We start from the raw sequence: 20,371 nt of genomic DNA on the forward strand, positions 1-20,371 counted from the left end.
GATGCCAATGAGCGAGCCGATCAGCCATTCTTCTATCCCATGCAACCTCTGCGGCGGTCGGGAAGTCTCGATCCTTTCGAACAGAAGTCGAAGCGGGAAATCCTTGCAGACCGTCATCTGCCGAGCGTGCGGCCTTGTGTGGTCGGATCCGCGTCCCCACGATGCCAGGCAGTTCTACGAGGATGAGTATCGTCTCTCCTATAAGCATACCTATAGCCCGAGGCCGAAGCACGTCTTACGGGCGGGCAATGTGGCGTTGTCGCGATTCGAAAAGATCGAGCGGTTGCTGCCGAGTCGGAAAGCCGTTCTCGACGTCGGCACCGGTGGAGGGGAGTTCGCGTATCTGCTTCAATCACTGGGGCATCGTGTGAGCGGGATTGAACCGAACAGAGGGTACGCCGACTATTCGATACGGGAATATGGCCTCACGGTTCAGGTCGGTTTCGTGCAAGACGCCGCGTTTCCGCTTGAATCGTTCGATGTGGTGACCATTTGGCACGTGCTCGAACATACGGAAGATCCCGGATCCGTCCTCGCATTACTGAGATCCTGGCTGAAAGCCGACGGAATACTCGTCGTGGAAGTTCCCAGCGTGGAGGCCACCTGCCAGGCCCCTCAGAGCACGTTCCATGAAGCCCACCTCTATAACTTCAACGTGGTGTCATTACGCCGGTTGGCCAAAAAGCACGGGTTGCATGAAGTGTCGCATCTGATCTCGCGCGACGGCGGCAACATCACGATGTTTCTCACTCGCGCGGAACCTCCTCTTGAAGACCGGTATGAAGCCGTGATCCCGGGCAACCATGAGTGGGTTTCCAGAATCGTGCGAGGACACAGCAACTTCCGCCGCCATTTGACGCCGCTTCCCTACCTGCGGGCTTGGCAGCGTCTTTGCCGATCACTGGAAGAGAAGCGCCAAACGGCCGGGACCACAAGTGGTAAGGAGCTGCTCGACAAGCTATATGCTCCTCAGTTGCAGATCCATTCTGTGGGGCAGGGATGAGTAGACCCGGATTGGGCAAGGATCATCACACGAATTCTTCTTCCGTCTGCTGGTTCCGACACGGTTAAGTCCGCCGGAAGGTTGTCCAGTGCCATCTCTAAGCATGCTCGATGCCCGCGTCTCTTCGACATTCAATAATGCCCGTATTCTTCTGATCAAGCCGAGTTCTCTCGGGGATATTGTCCACACGTTTCCGGTTGTGTCGGCGATCAAGGCGCAATGGCCCGGATCGCATATCACGTGGCTGGTCAAACGTCAGTGGGCTGAGCTTGTCGAACGGGCAGAAGGCGTCGACCGTGTGTGGCCGGTGGAGATGACGGTGAGAAGTTGGCTCAGGGAGGGCCGGGCGCTGCGAGCGGAACGGTTTGACATCGCCATGGATTTGCAAGGGTTGCTCCGCAGTGCCATCCTCGCTCGCCTGAGCGCGGCACCCATACGCATCGGGTTTGCCAATGGAAGGGAAGGAAGCCCGTGGTTCTATACTCAGCGTATACCGGTTCTTAATCCCGATATCCATGCCGTTGACCGATACCTTTCGGTTGTTGCGGCGTTGGGGGTGTCACTGCCTGAGAAACCTCGATTTGGGTTCAGGTTGCCGGAGGAGGATGTGGCGACCGTTCGAGAACTCTGTCGACGTAGAGGCCTCGCAGTGGACAGGCCATGGGTCGCAATGAACGTGGGGGCACGGTGGCCGACAAAGCGATGGCCGCTGACGTCTTTCGCGGCCGTTGTGGATCAGCTGCACGAGGCGCAGCTTGATCCCGTCGTCATGATAGGAAGTTCGGATGAGCGGGAATATACGGATCGGTTGAGGACTCTGACAAAGAAGCCGTTCATCGATCTGAGCGGTGAGATCCCGCTGAGGTGTCTTCCGGCGCTGCTCTCAAAAGCGACCGCCATCATCACCAACGATTCCGGACCGATGCACATTGCCGCAGCGGTTGGCATTCCGGTGGTGGCGATGTTTGGACCGACCAGTGCGATTCGGACGGGCCCGTATGGCGCCGGCCACCAAGTCCTCGTCGGTTCGGTCCCCTGCAGCCCTTGTTTCAGTCGTGTCTGCCGACACGACCCTGAAATGGAATGTCTTCATGTCATTAAGCCGACCCAAGTGGTCGATATTGTGCGGCCGCTCATAGCGGCTCGCGTACCATGTCGATGAATGTCTTGATCGTTCGCCCGGACGGGATAGGCGATGTCCTCTTGTCTCTTCCCGTGGCCACTCAGCTTCGCCGCCTGGTGCCCGGCGTGACGATCGGGTTTCTCGCCAGCCCTACGGTCGCTCCCCTTCTCGATCATCATCCCGACGTGGATTATGTCCGAACGATTCGTTTCACTGATCCATTGAAGGAGTTGCGGCGTGCCTTTTCACAGGGAGTCGAGACGGCGGTATTCTTGAAACCGTTTCGCCGCCTGATGTGGGCCGCCTGGTTGGCCGGTGTGCCGATTCGAGTCGCGACGGGATACCGCTGGTACAGCCTGCTGGCCAATCGCCATGTCTATGAACATCGCAGTGAGTTTGCCAAGCATGAATCGGAGTACAACGTCGAGATGTTAGCGGGATTGGGACTCCGCCCGCAGCCCGTTAGTCCACCCGTGCTGACCCTGAGCGAAGCGGAACGGGCCGCTGGAGCGCATCGTTGGTCAGGCTTGCCGATCTCCCGTATCGTGATCCATCCAGGTGGTGTTTCTGCGCGCCGGTGGAGCTTCCAGCATTACCATGAGCTGGCCGTGGCTCTGACGGAGAGCGGGTATGGTGTCGTGCTGACCGGCAGTGATCAAGAACGAGTGGAGTTCGAGAAAGGCACCCCTCGCGATATGGCGCTTCCGTCAGGGATAATAAATCTTATGGGTAAACTCTCGCTACGAGAACTCATGGCGGTGATCGCCAACGCTCACGTCGTCGTCTCGGGAGCTACGGGACCGGCTCACATGGCAGCAGCTCTGGGTGTCCCTACGGTTAGTTTGTTCGATCCCCGACGCAATAATCTGCCGGTGAGATGGAAACCGCTTGGGAAGGGAGTCGTGCTGCGGCCTGATGTGCCTACCTGTGACAAATGTATCGGGCAAGCCTGTTCCTATTGGGATTGCCTTGATCGAATGACCGTGTCCAAAGTGGCGGCGGCAATTGCCCATGCCATGAGGACTCCCTCGGTCCTTACCGTCTTTCATGCATAATCAAGCTGATCCACAGAGTCGAGTTTCTCGTATCCAGATTTGTTCTTGACTCCTATCTGTATCTGTGTTCATATTCTGAACGTCAGGCTGAATTTCTCTAACTATATGAATCTTCAAGGCCAAAGGGATCTTCTTTTACTTACCGAAGTCGAACGAGACGGCGCCGTCACGCAACGATCCTTGGCGACAAAGCTCGGGGTCGCCCTTGGTCTGACCAACCTATACCTCAAGCGACTGGCTCGCAAAGGGTACATTAAGATCACCACGATTCCTTCGCACCGAGTTCGGTATTTGTTAACTCCTCAAGGGTTTGCCGAAAAGTCCAGGCTGACATACCTGTACATGGAGTATTCCTTGTCCCACTACCGGGACATGCGTGCACGGTTACGAGAAGCACTGTCTCACGCGGCTCGAAACGGAGTGAAACGAGTCATCATTTATGGAACCGGCGAACTCGCGGAGATGGCCTATCTGTCGCTCCGTGAAATGCATATGACCTTGGTGGGATTCGTGGATGACGGTCAGCAGGAATCATTCTTATCCTATCCGGTCTGGTCGTCGAAGGTTTTGGCTGAGTGGGAATTCGACGCGGTGCTGTTGGCGGATCTTGAACAGACGGCACGACACCGAGCCATGCTGGGGCAACAACACGTTCCTGACGAGAAAATTCTCGTGCTCGGCCCGTCGGTCTAAGGGCGCGAGAAGTCAAAGCATTTTCTGTTTGCTGTAAGTGAGAGGGCGAAGCTGTGTCCGCAGACAGCGTGTACAGAAAAAACGAAACCAGCACGCCAAACGGCTTTCGCTGGTACGCCCTGCGTACCAAGTCACGTCACGAAAAGCTGGTGCGGGACCAGCTCGACAAGCGGGGGATCGAACCGTTGCTCCCGACGGTGAAACGATTGAGCCAATGGAAGGACAGGAAGAAGGAAATCGAGGTTCCACTGTTTTCCGGGTACTGTTTCGTGCGGTTCTCCCAGCGGGAACGGATGCCGGTACAAAAGACCGCCGGTGTGGTCGAAATCGTCGGCAGCGGAAGCCGACCCGAGCCCATCCCGGAGCAAGAAATCGACGCGCTACGCCGCCTCATGACGAGCGTCCTTCCGTATGATCCGCATCCCTACCTCCATGAAGGGATGAAGGTGGAAGTCGTTCGTGGTCCCTTGCAAGGAGTGCAGGGCATCCTTCTTCGGAAAGACAAGCGACACCGGCTCGTGCTGGGTGTTCGAGTGATTCAGCAGGCGGCGGTGGTGGAAATCGATGTGAATGACGTGGTGGCCGTGTGAAGAATCAGCTGTTTCCGAGGAGCCGTTTGCGTTCGGGTGTATATCCGACACAGACATCGCGTTGTCGCCGGCACGGCTTCAGATCACTGCGATATTGCGTAGTGTGATATTTGTAAACCTAATAGTTATGTTTGCCCTTGCAGGGATCATCATGCTAGCAATAAATGCTGAGGCAGTGGCAAGGCAGTGGCGCATTTATTTGAAAAGACTTATTGGGCCATGTCGAGGACTAAGAGATTATTCCCATCTCTCGTCGCACTATTGGTTATCGGATTGGGGACAGGTGTCTATCTCAGGTCAGATCATTATTTCAACGGAGAAAAGGCCGCCAAGATTGATCTTTCAGTAATCGAGATAACGTTGAAATGCTTATCAGCGGATTCAATTGAAACTGTGCGAAATTCTGGTTCGATTGATGTATTGATTCCTCGGTGTTCTCATGAGTTGCGGGAAGTACTCGGCGATGAATTTCAGTCAGTCAGCGAGGGAGCATTTCGAGCAATACTGGCAACTGTGCTAGCCGCGAACTTTGCTGAATATGGAGCAAGTTCTGCGCAGTCCTACGAAGAGATAAAAAACTCTTCTCATTTGGATTGTAGCCGCACGATTCTTCTAGTTGGTTATCTGCTTGATGCGCTTGAGTCCCAACGTCTTCAACCTATTGGATTTGATGGTGGCTATATAGGAAATCATGCGCAATTACTCTTCAATGATGAGCGCGATACTATTTTGCTCGATCCAACGGCTGGAATAATCGCCAAAACGAGTTTTAACGACTTACTCCGTGGAGTTCCCCTTGATGAGAAAAGCATCAGGGCCTTTTCCATGAAGGACAAGAGTATTAATTCGTTTAGAGAAAATGTCTACACGGCGATAAGTCACGGGAAATATTTGCCTTCAGACCTTATGTATATGCACGAATCTCTTGCCGAGCAAAAAATGGGTGGTTCGGATTTTTATTTCACTCCCGGCGGCATTACAGTCCGATCAAAATTTAAAAATCAGAATTAGAGTACGAATCTGAACTTGACAGAACTCTCTGATTTGTTAGAGCGGAAAGCGTAGGCCCTCGCGACCTACAACAATCCGAAGGGAATGCCGGTGCCGAACGCCTCATGCGCACTCAGCACTCAGAGGAGTCATGAGATGGATCTGAAGGGAAAAAAGGTTTTGGTCATCGGTGGAGCAGGACTCATCGGATCACATGCCGTTGATGAGCTGGTCAATGAAGATGTCGCTGAGATCAGAATTTACGATAACTTTGTTCGAGGCAAGCAAGAGAATCTGTATGAGGCACTGAAGGACCCCCGTGTGAAGATCTACGACGCCGGTGGAGATATCTGCCAAACTGACATTCTAGATTCGGCGATGAACGGCATGGACGGCGTCTTCCACTTCGCGGCCTTGTGGTTGCTTCAATGCCATGAATATCCTCGATCGGCGTTTGAGGTAAATGTGCGAGGCACTTTCAATGTTCTTGAGGCCTGTGTCGCAAACAAGGTTCAGCGACTCGTCTATTCGTCCTCCGCGTCTGTGTATGGCGATGCCGTCGAAGAACCGATGACAGAAGATCATCCGTTCAACAACCAGAACTTCTATGGCGCAACCAAGATCTGTGGAGAGGCCATGGCGCGTGCTTTTTACCACCGATATGCGCTGAACGTCGTGGGTCTTCGGTATATGAACGTGTATGGCCCGAGGCAAGATTATCGCGGAGCGTATATTGCGGTGATCATGAAGATGCTCGACGCCATTGATCGTGGAGAGGGCCCGACCATTTTAGGCAACGGCAGTGAGGCCTTCGATTTTGTTGCAGTTGCCGACTGCGGACGTGCCAATATCTGCGCGATGAAAGCTGATACGACTGATCGGTTCTACAATGTAGGTACCGGCAAACGGACTTCGCTAAAAGAGTTGGCTGAGATGGTGATCAGACTTACTGACTGCAATCAGCCAATCAGGTATGCACCGCGGAGCCAGGCGACGCTGGTTCGCAACCGAATCGGCAGTCCAAAGCGGGCCAAAGAGGAACTCGGCTTTGAGGCGAAAATCGAGCTGCAAGAAGGCCTTGCCAAATTGATTGCCTGGCGTGCAGCGCATCAAGAAGAAGTCGCTGCTCGGCGGGAGGCGGCTGCAAGCTAGCGGATATCCGTGATCTGCGCCTCTAGTTTCACCAACGTCTTGGCGGTTTACCTCACTTAGCACCTGCCATTCTCTCATCACGACGGTCCGTTGCATTCATTACCGACATGTGTGGGATCACAGGGATCTTCAATTTGAACGGGGACGCGGTCTCACCAGTCGCACTGCGCAAGATGACTGATGTCATTGCGCACCGTGGGCCGGACGGAGAAGGGTTTTTTGTCGACCGCTTCATCGGTTTAGGACACCGGCGTTTGGCTATTATCGATCTGACATCGGCTGGCCAGCAACCAATGGCTACACTGGATGACCGATACATCCTCACTTATAACGGCGAAATCTATAACTTCCGGGAGCTTCGTGCCGAGTTGGAGCAGTGCGGTCATCGGTTTCGCTCTCGGACGGACACAGAAGTTCTCCTCCATGCGTATGCTGAATGGGGAGAAAAGGCGCTTGATCGTTTAAACGGGATGTTCGCATTCGCCGTTTGGGACCGTCAGCGACAGGAGCTTTTTCTCGCGCGCGACCGCTACGGCATCAAACCGCTGTACTATACGCTTCAAGACAATGCCTTTCTCTTCGGGTCGGAAGCAAAAGCGATTCTTGCCCATCCATCGTACCGGTGCGAAATGGACAAGGAAGCTCTGCTCGAGTATTTCACCTTCCAAAATTTTTTCACCGACCGGACCCTGTTTGCAAATATACGGTTACTGCCGGCCGGCTGCACGCTCCGACTTTCAATCGGGATGCGACGACTCGGCCCTGTGAGTCGATATTGGGACTATGAATTTGTCGAGCCGGAACGCGCGGGAGATGAGCGGGAGTATCTGGAAGAACTTGACCGATTGTTTTGCCAGGCAGTCCGTCGCCAACTGGTCAGCGACGTGGACGTCGGCGCCTATTTGAGTGGAGGGATGGATTCGGGTTCGATTACCGCCATAGCCGCAAAGCAGCTTCCGTATTTGAAAACCTTCACGTGCGGCTTTGATCTCCATTCGGCTTCCGGCCTTGAGTTGAGTTTTGATGAGAGGGAAAAGGCCGAATTTATGTCCTATCTCTTTAAGACCGAGCACTATGAAATGGTGCTGAAGGCCGGCGACATGGAACGTATCCTCCCCAAGCTTACCCAGCATCTTGAAGAGCCGCGTGTCGGTCAAAGTTATCCTAACTTCTACATGGCCCAATTAGCCGGCAAGTTTGTGAAGGTCGTGTTGTCCGGTGGAGGAGGCGACGAGTTATTCGGTGGGTATCCATGGCGTTATTATCGAGCCGTCATCAATAATGACTTTGAAGATTATGTCGATAAGTATTACTTATACTGGCAACGCTTAATTCCTAATAAGGACATCAAGGAGGTATTTACTCCCATCCACCGCGATGTCCAACATGTATGGACCCGCGACATCTTCCGCGATGTCTTCACAAAACATGCTCCTACACTGACCCGCCCTGAAGATTACATCAACCATTCGCTGTATTTTGAAGCGAAGACCTTCCTGCACGGCCTTCTCGTCTTAGATGATAAGTTGAGCATGGCCCACGGACTCGAAACGCGCGTTCCATTTTTAGATAATGATCTGGTCGAATTTGCGATGAACCTGCCCGTTCATTTGAAACTGGGCAACTTGTCGCACGTTATTCGTCAGGATGAGAATGACGTTGGCGACAAATCTGCGAGGTACTTTAGTAAGACCAAGGACGGTAAACTGCTGTTGAGGAAGGCGATGGAGCGGTATATCCCTTTGGAAGTCACCGACGGAGCCAAACAAGGATTCTCCGCGCCAGATGCCTCCTGGTTTAAGGGAGAAAGTATCGAATACGTCCGGCGAAAAGTGTTGAGCGAACGCGCAAGAATCTATGAATTTCTTGATCGAAAGGCGGTGGAGCGTTTGGTGACAGAGCATCTGGAAGGGAGGCAGAACCGGCGATTGCTGATCTGGTCCTTGCTGAATGTCGAGAATTGGTGTGAGCAGTTTCTTTAAGGCGCTGTGCCTACACTGTGAACGACCCACTGCTATTGGCCGGGAGACCCAGGGATGATCCCGGCAAGGAGACATCTCTTGTGCGAATAAGTCAAGCCGGAAAGATTTTTGCCTGTTCGAGATGCAAATTCGACCTGTTCATTGGCGATCAAGATCAACGAATCGCTTGCCCGTCGTGTCTGGCAGAATTTGTCAAGGATACGCTCGTCTGGAACTTCATTCCTCAGGAGAACGAGATTTCTTTGCCAATCTGGAGAGCATGGCAGGCCGTTCAAGATAACGGGGTCGCTAGTTATCAGGCGGACCCCGACCACAATTTGTCAGTGGGGAAACGGGAAGATTGCAAGCGGTTCGCCGACTTTTGCAACTATCACGGGATGGTCCTTGATGTCGGGTGCGGGCCTCAGCCTTGGCCGGCATACTTTGACGCAGACGAGAAAGTGTTTTTCATAGGGGTCGATCCGCTCGCAGGAACACAACCGAGTGGATATCTGACTATGAAAGCCTTGGCTGAATATCTTCCATTCCGCGACCGGGTATTCGATCACGTCCTGTTCAGCACGACTCTGGATCATTTCGTCGACCCGGTGGAATCGCTGAGAGAGGCTGTGCGCGTATGCAAGCCCTCGGGTGAAATCGACGTGTGGTTAGGTGAAAAAAAGCCGGGAGCGCCTACCCCGGTGAGTTCGCCTGAGTGGTATACACGTCTAAAGAAGCCAGAACTAGCTGAAGATGTGTTCCACATTAAACGACTCAACTCCGATGAATTCCGCGCGATTGCGAAGAAGGTAGGTGTGCATATTGTGCAAGCCGAAGCCCATCCGATCGATGCATATCGCACAAGTTATTTCTATAGACTAAAGACCAGCGCTGATTGAATGGATATCGTCTTGGCGGGGGCAACCGGCTTCATCGGCAGCCATGTTCGGAAGTTGTTGTCTGCGCGACATCGGGTGATCGCTCTTACACGGGAAGAATTCCCTGTAGCGGAACGAGGGGTTGAGTGGCTTTGTGCGGACCTTTCGGAAACGTGCCAGAGTGTTCAGTTGCCACCGAGAGCAGATGCCATCGTGTATCTGGCTCAATCTCGGCACTACCGTAAGTTTCCGGACGAAGCATGGCCGATCTTTAACCTGAATATCAGAGCGCTTATGGTGATGCTGGAATACGCGAGACACTGCGGGGCGAAGCGGTTTTTTTATGCCTCGAGTGCCAATGTGTACAAGCGAAGCCATCGACGCATTACAGAAGCGTCGGATCTTCAACCGACGACCTTTTATGCTCGGTCGAAGCTCATCGCCGAGATGATCATCGAATCCTACGCGCAATATTTCCACTGCGATGTATTTCGGCTCTTCACGGTGTACGGGCTCGGTCAACAACACATGTTAATTCCTTCCCTGGTCGATCGTGTGCGTCAATCGCAACCGATTGAGATCCGTGGGAGACGAGGGCTTCGGCTAACCCCCATATACGTGACCGACGTGAGTGCAGCCATCCAGGCTGCGCTGGAGAGAGAAAGTCCGCCGAGTGGTTTTGAGGTGTTCAATGTGGGCGGAGACGAGGCCCTCAGCATCTACGATTTGGGGCAAGTTATCGGAAAAGCCCTCAAGATACGTCCCAAGTTCAATTTTGTCGGCGGTGCACGGGAATCCGGATGGATGGCTGACAGTTCAAAGCTGACGCGAACATTCGGGCTGCGGGGGTTTGTTGGATTTCAGGATGGAATCACCCGAGTTTTGCATGGCTAGCGCGTCCGTCACAGGAGCACTGGAGCCTTTTACGTGGAAAATGTACGAGGTATATCTTCATGCGGCGATCAAGTCTGGATATCGGTTTTTAGGATTTGATGCTTTGGCAGACGAGTCGGTGTTGCCGGACGCTCCATTCATTCTACTGAGGCACGACATCGACTACGATCCCGATTGGACCCTCGCGATCAGTAAGATAGAGGCTGAGAACCACGTTCGCGCGACGTATTTCTTCCAGGCCGACTCTCCATTCTACAATTTAGACAGTGCCGGAACGATTTTGGTCATTGAAGAGCTTTTGCGGCAAGGTCACTGGCTGGGAGTGCACTTTGATGCTAATCGGTTGAACGATGATACAGAAATCACCGAAGAAGTGGAGAGAGCTGCGGTACGCTTTGAAGTTAGGTTTGGTGTCCGACTCGATGCCGCCTCATTTCACATGCCGACCTATCGACCCGTGAAGCATTTGCGTCTCAAGAATAAACGCGTTAACACCTACTCGTCGCTTTTTTTTGATCGCATCACATACTTTTCCGACTCAAACCAAGATTGGCGTGGGAAAGACATTCTTAGGACACTGCAGGAAAAACTATACGCCAGAATCCAATTTCTGGTTCACCCGATCTGGTGGCGGGAAACCTATTCGCCGTTCCATGTCAAACTCGCCGAATTGGCAATGAAATTACACATTCCGGTCGACGCCATTCTCACGCGCGAACAGCGCGACTTGCTCGCCAAAACACAAGCGAACTGATTCCACCGTCATGGCCCCCCGGGTCCTACCATTCGGAGATACGTTCGATATCCCAATGATATCGGCGGTACTCCGTTCTGAATGGATTGTGGCTTGCGTGAGTGCCGGGATTCGCCCGCAGCATCATGCCGAACTGAGACGACTCAAACGGGTAGGGTATCGACCTGCCGGGCATGGGGGTCTTGCGCGAAGAATTCCGTCATGAGTCGGATGGAGCCCAAGGTGGCTGATCCAATCGGTAGTCTGAAGGGAATGGCCCTTCGAAAAGTCAGAGATCGAATAATAGCAACGGAGACACACCTGTCGCAATGGTTAGACCAACGAAAAGACGGATTGCTCCGCAGACTGTGCGGCTGCCAGTGGTTCAAAACTCGCGTTGTGCTTCCCTCTATCGTGGGTTGGGGCATCGTCCGTTCACTTCCCAAAAGAGTGCTCCGATTTCCGTACCTGCGTTTCAAGAGGATGGAAGCAGAGTCATGCCTGGCCCAGTATTTGGCGCAAAGGCGAGGTGGCGTTCTCTCCGTGCTGTGCGAGTCCCGGTGGTTGAGAATGCACATAATCGTTCCGGTTGCCACCGTGGGAAAACTAATTACGTCCCCGTTCAAGAAGCGAAGCGTGGTGTTTCTCCATCAAAATTACTATCACTTTTACTATTTGGCAAAGGCCTTGCGAGCCAGAGGATGGGATGCCGTGTTGGTAAGTCTTGAGTCGGCGAACAGTCCGCACGCCAACTTTTATCACGGTGACGATATCAATCTGTTCTCAGACGATCATGTAGAGTTTCGACGGAGCATTCGAGAATTTTTCGCACACGCCAAGAAACGGTTTCGACTCCTGCATTTTTCCGGTGCAGGCCAGATGTCTTTTTTCCCCGAGAACTGGAAATGGGAAACCGACGATTCCTGGGACATCGTGGACTGGAAAACGTCAGGCCGTCGGGTGGCCTACACGACGACCGGGTGTAATGACGGAGTGGCTCAATCATCCGTGATGAAGTGGTCCAGTACAGGAGAAGCGGGCAATGTTTGCCAAAAGTGTCCCTGGCAACCCGACCCGGCCATATGTAACGACTCAAAAAACTTGGGATGGGGTCGTAAGATCGAGCGGAATTGTGACGCATTTTTTACCGAAGGGTACCCGGCGCTGGATTACCAGATGGGAGCCAAAACGGTCAGAGAGCCAACCACGATGTGTCTGGACTCCGCATTCTGGAGACCGGATTTGCCGGTGCCGAACGAGTTCAAAATCATTCGTCAACCTGGAGAACTGCTTGTCTATCATGGAGTCGGCAACTACGAGGCGCGTACTCAAAACGGACGAAATATTAAAGGAACTCCAGCGGTCATCGAGGCCATCGAGCGATTGAAGGCCGATGGAATTCCAGTCAGACTTGTTTTTGTGACAGGAATCAAGAGCACGGAAGTGAGGTTCATCCAGGTCCAGTGTGACGTGATTGTCGATCAGCTCAACTACGGCCGGTTTGGGTCGACGGCTCAGGAAGGTATGATGTTGGGGAAGCCAACGGTTTGCTATATCAATCCGAACGAGCCAAGCCAGGACGACGTGCTCGCGTATATGAGGGAGCTTCCCCTGATTTCGGCGACCGAACAGACCATCTATCAGGTTTTGAAAAAACTTCTTCTCATGGATCCCGAAGAGCGTTCGTCGATCAGTCGTGCAAGTCGACTCTATGCGCTCAAATGGCATAGCGCTGAAGCCTGTGCGGCCCGTTACGAACAGATCTACGATCAGTTGATGCGAGGTGAAAAGGTTCAATATCCGCAAAGTTGGTAGGTTGGGGTTCTTTCCTCCGTCCCGCGCAGAAAACAATCAAACCTCGATTTGTGGAGGAGGTAGAAAGTTCATCGCGATCCAGTGTTCCGCAATGAGTTCGATGCCTAACAAGGTAGTCGTCATCTATCGACCGAACTTCCTCGCTGAGCGTGGAAATTCCGTCTTCGACTATTCCGTGTTTCTGTCTTGGTTTGATCCCAATCTGAGTCAAATCCATCATGCTGTCGCTATTGGCTTAACCAAGGTGTGAACGATATGTCGACCTCTAAGATTTACAGGGTGTATTTAGCGCCTATTCGGATCGCGGACCTGCCGATCATGTTCAAATGGATCAACCATCGCGAAGAAGTGCTTCTCAATGCGCCGTACAAACCTGTAAGTGAGACACAGCACCAGACTTGGTTTGAGTCTATCCAACAGCGCAGTGATCTGGTTGTTTTTGGCATTCGCGTACGAAAGAACGATAAGTTGATTGGCTCATGCCAACTGCACGGAATTCATCCCATACATCGCACCGCTGAGCTACAAATTCGGGTTGGTGATGCGTCGGCGAGGAACAGCGGCAATGGGACTGAGGCGATACATTTGCTTCTCAATTTCGCATTCAAGGACTTGAACTTACACCGAGTTCATCTCCATGTGTTTGCGACGAATACGATGGCGATCCGTGCCTATGAGAAGGTCGGCTTTGTTCGTGAAGGCATGCTTCGAAAGGCTGCACACGTTGATGGTACCTATGTGGATATTGTCTTAATGGCACTCCTAAGAGAGGAGTATGGCAAGTAGCAAGATCGTTGCTATCCATCAGCCCAACTTCTTCCCATGGCTTGGGTATTTCAATAAACTTGCCAGAGCGGATGTGTTTATTGTGCTGGACAACGTGCAGTTCCCGAAGACCGGCGGAACCTGGATGAACCGGGTGAGGTTACTCATGAACGGGGAGCCGGATTGGATTTCGATGCCCGTTGTCCGGTCGTATCATGGGACACGTCTGATCCACGAGATGAAGATTAACAATAGTATTCCATGGCGCAAGAAGTTGCTGAAGACCATCAATTTGTCATACGGACGCGCTCCCTTTCATGATGAAGTGGTGCCTCTTCTCAGCACACTGATGGGAAATTCCACTGATGACCTTCGAGAGTTCAACCTGGACGCGTTGCGTGTTGTGGGAACGGCTATCGGCCTGGATCCTGGAAAGCTGATTCTTGGATCTACACTCGATGTCAAAGGAGAGGCTACGGATTTGCTGATTGCCATGGTACAAGCCGTCGGCGGCACCGCATATCTTTGCGGTGGTGGTGCAGGAGGGTATCAAGAAGATGAGAAATTCGCCGTCGCGGGCATACAGCTCATCTATCAAAGCTTCGCGCATCCGACCTATTCTCAGGTCGGCAGTGAGCAATTTTGTGCCGGTCTGTCGGTCATTGATGTTGCGATGAATTGTGGATTCAAGGGAGTTCGACGATTGATTGTTCCAACTCTTACCTAGAAGAAGGCTGGTTCTACGGGGCAAGGGGTGTCAGGTGTTTGTCGGTGGGTGCGAGGCCTGGGGGGAAGATTAGGTGGTGCCCATGAAGTATCGCCGATCCAAACTGCGCAGCAGTGCTGTCTGTGATGTTCCAAGCCATCGTTTACATGTGTCTTGTCAGCAAGGCAGGCAATGCTAAGTAAGGTCGAGCAAGATCTTCAAAGAGACAGCTTCCCCAATATCGAAAATGTCACCGACATCGTGATTGAATGTCATAACGTCTGCAAGCGTTTCCAGCTTGTTGATGCAGGAGATGCGTGGCGGATCATTTTGGGAATAGAGAAGATTCAAAAGCAATTCGAAGCTCTCAGCGACATATCTCTTCTGGTTCCAAAAGGCAAAATTGTGGGTGTCCTCGGCTACAACGGAGCCGGCAAGAGCACGTTACTGCGAATATTAGGAAGAGTATATAAGCCGACGTCGGGAGTGGTTTATGTCAATGGGGAAATCGCCGGACTGTTTGAACTCGGAGGATTGAGCAATCGTTTTCTGACCGGTCGAGAGTACGCGCTTCGAATGTTGGAGTATTTTGGAGCTGAAGGAGGAAGCGTTCAGGCACTTTTGGCTGACATACGGGAATTTTCAGAATTGAATGAGCACTTTGAACGACCCATCAGTACGTATTCATCTGGGATGGCGGCGAGGTTGTATTTCGCGACTGCTACGGCTCTCGAGAAGGAGATCTACCTCATAGACGAAGTATTGTCCGTCGGGGACGAGTATTTCCAAGCGAAATGCTGGAAACGGATCCGGGAACGCCTCACACGTGGGGCGTCCGGTGTCCTGGTAACACATGATTGGTCCGCCGTCATCAAGCTTTGCGAGAGGTCCTATGTTCTTGATCGCGGGAGAATTACGATTTCTGGACCTTCCGATGAGGTGATCGCGCAATACCTTAGGCTGGATGCACCTCCTCTGAATATCGCGCGATTCGGCCATATGGAAAGGTCGTTTCAAGCTGAGACTGGACAGGATCTTGAACTGACTATTCCCATTGAAGTGTTCGAATCCGCGAACATTGAATTTGCGTTTTCCATCGAATTTCTCAGACTGGGATTCGGTTGGGAGATTCTCATATTGTCTAATTACCATTCGGTGACTGATGCGCCTGGTCTCCGAACGATTGCGCTTCGAATTTCTCGATTCCCATTGACTCCCAATCGGTACAGTCTGAATTTGTTTCTTCGCAAATGGAATGATGATCGTACGGGAGTAGTGGTCTGCGATCGACGTACATGGACGAGTGGAAATGGTCTTGAACTGAATGTCAAGGGATCGAAAGAGGCTGCTCTAGTTCGAGTACCGTTGAAGCCGAGGATGGTCAGTAAATATGCCTCACATTGAGGTTCAAAATGTTGTGAAAGCATTCCCTCTTGGGATTGTGGATTCTCTGGTCACGTTTGGAAAGATTATTTGTGACATACCGTTGGAAGGAAGTGCACCGGCAGCAAAGACGGCAGTGAATGGGGTATCGCTCAGCATCGGATCAGGAGAGAGGGTTGGTATCATCGGTCAGAATGGCGCGGGTAAATCGACTCTCCTGCATTTGATCGCCGGGATCGCCAGTCCTACATCCGGCAGGGTCTTAGTGAAAGGACATGTCACGTCTGTGCTGACTCTAGGAGTCGGCATTCGAGAGGAACTCAGCGGGCGCGAAAATATCTATGTAGATGGAGAGCTGCAAGGTAAAGCCCGAAGCGAGACCGATCTCGTAATTGGAGACATTATCGAGTTCGCAGAGCTTGGGGAGTTTATCGATCGACCGGTGCGCACTTATTCGACCGGCATGAAGGCACGATTGGCGTTTTCAATGATTGCGTTCATCGACCCCGAGATTTTGTTGATCGACGAAGCACTTTCCGTGGGCGATGTCGCGTTTTCGAAGAAAGCAACTAGGCGAATTAGAGAGATCTGTGCGAGAGGGCGGATCGTAGTTGTCGTGTCGCATGGGCTAGATGCCATCAGCGAAATGTGCACAAGATGCATTTGGATGGAATCCGGACGTATCCGTCTGGATGGAAGTCCTCTCGAAGTCATCCAAGCGTACAAGAAATGGGTGCAAGAAATCGGAGAGAAAGAGGCCGTTGCAAAATATCATCGTCACATTAGGGAAGAGTCGTATGAAGAAGGGTGGGGTATAAGCAAACTTGAATGCTTCCGAAATGGTGAACCCTGGGCGAAACCTTTGCGTATCGGTGAGAGTGTTTCATTGCGTTGGTGCGTTCACCGGCCTTGTGGGATTCAAGATTTCGACATGCAGTTGTTGATCGAACGGCTTGACGGATTACTTCTCATTGACGAACGTTTGGAATGCGAAGGGTGGCAGTTCGCGGGCGACAAAGTCGAGCAGGAAGTTGAGATCCCGACCGTATTGGCTCAAGGAGTCTATAGAGCGCAGGTGGGGATTCTGCGTGAACAGGTAAAACTTGCCAGTCGCTCCTTGGTATTCGAGATCACCGATCCGGATCCCCCTAAGGGAGGAAGACCGGCGTTGCTCTCTTCATACACAATCACGGCGCACTAACCCAACACTATACGAAATCATGCTTGGATTTGAGGCGCGCGATCTTTCACTGATATTCGGGTTCGCCAGGAATCATCTCCGAGAGAAGCATATCGGTTCGATATTGGGAAGTTCCTGGAGCGTGTTGCAGCCTCTTCTCATGCTGGCTGTCTATACATTTGTGTTTGGTTTTGTCTTTAAAGTGAAGTTCCCGGGTGCTGAGACAACGTTTGGCTATACGGTATGGCTTCTTAGCGGATTTGGGCCTTGGATGGGTTTCACTGAAGCGGTCATGGCGTCCGCTGTCTCAATCACATCGGCTACGGGCCTTATAAAGAACGTTGCGTTCAAAACAGAAGTGCTGCCGATTGCAGCGGGATTGACCGGAACTCTTCCGATTGTCGTGAGTCTATGTTTTCTCGGCGTGTTGCTGGTCATCGATGGTAATACGCCGTCTTGGCATGTCCTGTTGCTCCCGCTCGTCGTCGTAAGCCAGTTTCTTTTGGTCGCATCCGTCGGTATTCCTTTGTCTGCAATCACCGTGTTTTTTAGGGATCTCACGTATGCATTGCCGAATCTATTGATGATTGTGCTCTTCATGTCTCCGATTTTCTATCCTGTGGAGAGTATGCCGCACGTTTTTCAAACGGTGTCAGCCTTTAACCCCATTTATATTTTGGTGGAGGCATACCGCTCGATTTTACTTTATCACCAGCCTCCTAATTTATTGGGCCTGGGGTATGTCTCGATTCTCGGAATAGTGCTGACTGCTCTTATGCTTCGAATGTTTCGCAGGGTTAAAGGGTATTTCGAATCTGTTCTATAAGCGGAGCGAGATGCTGAGGAGTAGAACCGCACTTCTACAATTCACCGCTTCCTTCTGTGGCGTCTCCGGTTGATGCAAAAGGTTATTGATGTTTAAGACCATTCGTCGCATATGCTCCCGCCTAATTGAACGCGTTCATCATGGGAAGGGAATGAGTGCGCCACTTCTTACCACACCGGTGAAGCGGTACATTGAAGCAACGCAAACCGGCGTTGACTCATATTGGGGTGAGCACACCGTTAACTCAAGGCCGTTCAGAACTCCACAGGAATCAGTGGACTATCTGGAGTGGAGATGCGAAGAGTATCCTTTACTTCGCGAATTCATGGGCTTGTATGGTCAGCATGATACACAGGTGGTTTTAGATTACGGGTGCGGGCCTGGAGATGACCTCATCGGTTTTCTGCTTCATACGAAAGCCAAGAAAGTGATAGGCATGGATATCTCTGAAAAGGCGTTGAGCCTTGCTGGACATAGAGTCGCGCTTCATAATATTTCTTCGGAAAGAGCGGAACTCGTTCAGATTTCTGACGCAGTCTGTAGGATCCCAGTAGAGGACCAGGTCGTGGATTACATCAATAGCGGCGGGGTCATTCACCATACAAGTACGCCAGATATAATACTTAAGGAGTTTTATAGAATTCTCAGGCCTCGTTCTCAGGCGCGCATAATGGTCTACAATCGCAACAGTCTCTGGTTCCATCTTTATACTGCCTACGACAAGATGGTCCTCCACAATGCTTTTCCAGGATTAACTCTTGAAGAAGCGTTTGCCAGGAATACCGATGGAGAACAGTGCCCAATCTCGAGACCATATCGTCCCGATGAGTTCATTGATCTCTGTTGCCGAGCAGGTTTTGAGACGGAGTTCCTCGGTGGATATCTGTCCCGTCACGAGCTCCAATTGTTCCAGAAGTTGGCTGGAAGGGCCTTGGGCGATGAAAGATTGGAGAAGGAACACAAAATGTTCTTAGGCGGATTGACCCTAGATGACAAAGGATATCCTTTATATGAAGGCAAGCATGCGGGAATTGGCGGTGTCTATGTCCTGTGGAAAAGGTAGCTTCTGATTTGGATCTTCTGTCGGTGCCTCCTCCTGCCCACCGAGCAAGATAACGGAGTGTGTGTGAAGCAGAACCACAAGTGTTCGCCTCCCTGGTCGAATGGTCCGGGGGAAGGCTATCCTCAACGAATCTTGATGTTGGTGCCTCATGAGCCCGATGAGGATCCGAGAGTCCGTTGGGTCATTGATTTGTGTCGGCAGGTGGGACGGACTGATGTATTAGGGTTTAGCTGGCTTACAGCCGCAAAGCCTTCTCGACAGTATGACGGACGGGTCTTCATCGAACGTGTTTTCCCTCAGGTACGCGGCAATCGCTTCGGTGACAGCAGAGGCCTAAGTTTCCTTCTTCAACTCCTTCGCAACCCTACGCAAACTATTCTCATCTCAGCCAAATGCCGTCAACTTATGCAGTTCATGCGTATCGAGCAGATTGTGCGACCTATGTTGGAGCGGCGAATGGCATCCCAAAGGCATTCTGTGCAGACTCGCCCATCTGTGGAAGGTTACACCAAATGGAGTGGTGCAGCAGGTGCATTGCGTCGTACGTGGTCCTCTATAGTAGGCTCCGCTTCTATTCTGTGTGGCTTGCGAGTCATTTACAGAACGCTCATTGAAAGAGCCAGAGCTGTCTCGGTTGTGCCTCGAGTCATTGTTTGTCACGATATACACGCTTTGGTGGTCGGGATAAAACTTAAAAAACTCATGGGCTGCTCCGTGATTTATGATTCCCATGAAGTATGGCCGGAGGCTTTCCTGGATGCTGGAAGGTTAGAACGGCGTGTCATTGCATTTATCGAAGGCAGAGCGATCAGAAAAGCCGATGCCGTCATCACGGTCAACCCTCAGATCGCGCGTTATCTCGAGCGTCAATATGGAATCGAACACGTTGTTTCGGTTCCTAATGCTGAGCCCTTGAGAAAGGGTGTGGAACCCTCCAGCGCTCGACCGATCACCTTTCCGATCAAGATTCTGGTTCAAGGCCGCATTGTACCGGAGCGAGGCTTTGAAGAACTCCTGAGTGCATGGGCCCTCATCGATGACGAGAGAGCTGTGCTCTTGTTGCGGGCTCCAACGAACGAATACTTTCAACGATTGTGTGAAGCCCATCGCGATCTCATCTCAAACGGACGTATCCGGATAGAAGAGGCGGTGGCTGAGGATCAACTGGTTGAGGCGGCATCACGAGCCGATGTCGGTGTAATTTCTTACCGAGGGCCGAACCTCAATCATGTGTACTGCTGTCCCAATAAGCTCTCGCAATACATGCAAGCAGGACTGGCGATACTCTCCACCAGCGACGCGCAATATGTGTCCCAGATCCTCAATCAATATAAATGTGGGCTTACGTATGATCCGTCAAGACCAGGCGATTTGAAAGAAGCTGTGAAGCTGTTGATCAACGATACGACACTGCTCTGTTCGCTTAAGGAGAACGCCCACAAAGCGACTCATGCCGGGTTCAACTGGGCCTGCCAGTCTTTGCCGTACCGGCAAGCCATAGAAAAGTTCTTTGTCGAGGAAGTGTCACACCAATGTCCCTAGTTCCCAAGACGATTCTTGT

The 20,371-nt window shown here is 51.9% G+C and carries 19 protein-coding genes; all 19 read left to right on the plus strand.

What is annotated here, in order from left to right:
* Nucleotide 1: 1 nt before the first annotated feature.
* The 19 genes from H8K04_04505 (at nucleotide 2) to H8K04_04595 (ending at nucleotide 20,352) form a co-directional block, all read left to right on the plus strand.
* A complete protein-coding gene (locus tag H8K04_04505; protein UVT16821.1) occupies nucleotides 2-1,003 on the plus strand; it encodes a class I SAM-dependent methyltransferase in 1,002 nt (333 codons plus the stop codon).
* Between the two features lie 88 nt (nucleotides 1,004-1,091).
* Nucleotides 1,092-2,165, plus strand: a complete 1,074-nt coding sequence (gene waaF / locus H8K04_04510; GenBank protein ID UVT16822.1) for a lipopolysaccharide heptosyltransferase II — start codon at nucleotides 1,092-1,094, stop codon at nucleotides 2,163-2,165.
* Nucleotides 2,156-3,181 (plus strand): glycosyltransferase family 9 protein, encoded by a 1,026-nt coding sequence (locus tag H8K04_04515; GenBank protein ID UVT16823.1) that lies wholly within the window; start codon nucleotides 2,156-2,158, stop codon nucleotides 3,179-3,181. Before waaF ends, H8K04_04515 begins: the two co-directional genes overlap by 10 nt.
* Before the next feature lie 105 nt (nucleotides 3,182-3,286).
* Nucleotides 3,287-3,874 carry a winged helix-turn-helix transcriptional regulator gene (locus H8K04_04520; protein UVT16824.1) on the plus strand — a complete coding sequence of 196 codons (588 nt, stop codon included), beginning with the start codon at nucleotides 3,287-3,289 and terminating at the stop codon, nucleotides 3,872-3,874.
* Between the two features lie 53 nt (nucleotides 3,875-3,927).
* Nucleotides 3,928-4,464 carry a UpxY family transcription antiterminator gene (locus H8K04_04525; protein UVT16825.1) on the plus strand — a complete coding sequence of 179 codons (537 nt, stop codon included), beginning with the start codon at nucleotides 3,928-3,930 and terminating at the stop codon, nucleotides 4,462-4,464.
* Nucleotides 4,465-4,650: 186 nt separating this feature from the next.
* Entirely contained in the window at nucleotides 4,651-5,475 is an 825-nt protein-coding gene (locus tag H8K04_04530) for a hypothetical protein (GenBank protein UVT16826.1), read from the plus strand.
* Nucleotides 5,476-5,610: 135 nt separating this feature from the next.
* Nucleotides 5,611-6,606: a GDP-mannose 4,6-dehydratase gene (locus H8K04_04535; GenBank protein UVT16827.1), complete on the plus strand. Its 996-nt coding sequence runs from the start codon at nucleotides 5,611-5,613 to the stop codon at nucleotides 6,604-6,606.
* Between the two features lie 107 nt (nucleotides 6,607-6,713).
* A complete protein-coding gene (gene asnB, locus H8K04_04540; protein UVT16828.1) occupies nucleotides 6,714-8,588 on the plus strand; it encodes an asparagine synthase (glutamine-hydrolyzing) in 1,875 nt (624 codons plus the stop codon).
* 80 nt (nucleotides 8,589-8,668) lie between these two features.
* Nucleotides 8,669-9,466, plus strand: a complete 798-nt coding sequence (locus H8K04_04545; GenBank protein UVT16829.1) for a class I SAM-dependent methyltransferase — start codon at nucleotides 8,669-8,671, stop codon at nucleotides 9,464-9,466.
* Nucleotides 9,467-10,339 (plus strand): NAD-dependent epimerase/dehydratase family protein, encoded by an 873-nt coding sequence (locus H8K04_04550; GenBank protein UVT16830.1) that lies wholly within the window; start codon nucleotides 9,467-9,469, stop codon nucleotides 10,337-10,339.
* Nucleotides 10,332-11,093, plus strand: coding sequence for a hypothetical protein (locus tag H8K04_04555; protein ID UVT16831.1), 762 nt, complete (start codon nucleotides 10,332-10,334; stop codon nucleotides 11,091-11,093). Before H8K04_04550 ends, H8K04_04555 begins: the two co-directional genes overlap by 8 nt.
* 549 nt (nucleotides 11,094-11,642) lie before the next feature.
* Nucleotides 11,643-12,887: a hypothetical protein gene (locus H8K04_04560; GenBank protein ID UVT16832.1), complete on the plus strand. Its 1,245-nt coding sequence runs from the start codon at nucleotides 11,643-11,645 to the stop codon at nucleotides 12,885-12,887.
* Between the two features lie 318 nt (nucleotides 12,888-13,205).
* On the plus strand, nucleotides 13,206-13,673 hold the full coding sequence (locus H8K04_04565; protein ID UVT16833.1) for a GNAT family N-acetyltransferase: 468 nt from the start codon (nucleotides 13,206-13,208) through the stop codon (nucleotides 13,671-13,673).
* Nucleotides 13,663-14,379 carry a WbqC family protein gene (locus H8K04_04570; protein UVT16834.1) on the plus strand — a complete coding sequence of 239 codons (717 nt, stop codon included), beginning with the start codon at nucleotides 13,663-13,665 and terminating at the stop codon, nucleotides 14,377-14,379. Before H8K04_04565 ends, H8K04_04570 begins: the two co-directional genes overlap by 11 nt.
* A 171-nt stretch (nucleotides 14,380-14,550) precedes the next feature.
* Nucleotides 14,551-15,762, plus strand: a complete 1,212-nt coding sequence (locus H8K04_04575) for an ABC transporter ATP-binding protein (GenBank protein UVT16835.1) — start codon at nucleotides 14,551-14,553, stop codon at nucleotides 15,760-15,762.
* A complete protein-coding gene (locus H8K04_04580) occupies nucleotides 15,749-16,942 on the plus strand; it encodes an ABC transporter ATP-binding protein (GenBank protein UVT16836.1) in 1,194 nt (397 codons plus the stop codon). Before H8K04_04575 ends, H8K04_04580 begins: the two co-directional genes overlap by 14 nt.
* A gap of 19 nt (nucleotides 16,943-16,961) precedes the next feature.
* Nucleotides 16,962-17,747, plus strand: coding sequence for an ABC transporter permease (locus tag H8K04_04585; GenBank protein UVT16837.1), 786 nt, complete (start codon nucleotides 16,962-16,964; stop codon nucleotides 17,745-17,747).
* Between the two features lie 88 nt (nucleotides 17,748-17,835).
* Entirely contained in the window at nucleotides 17,836-18,810 is a 975-nt protein-coding gene (locus H8K04_04590; GenBank protein ID UVT16838.1) for a class I SAM-dependent methyltransferase, read from the plus strand.
* 636 nt (nucleotides 18,811-19,446) lie between these two features.
* The gene (locus tag H8K04_04595) at nucleotides 19,447-20,352 is read left to right on the plus strand and encodes a glycosyltransferase (GenBank protein ID UVT16839.1); all 906 of its coding nucleotides are present in this window, start codon (nucleotides 19,447-19,449) and stop codon (nucleotides 20,350-20,352) included.
* Nucleotides 20,353-20,371: the final 19 nt, after the last annotated feature.

This window comes from Nitrospira sp., from assembly GCA_024760525.1.
Taxonomy (GTDB): Bacteria; Nitrospirota; Nitrospiria; order Nitrospirales; family Nitrospiraceae; genus Nitrospira_D.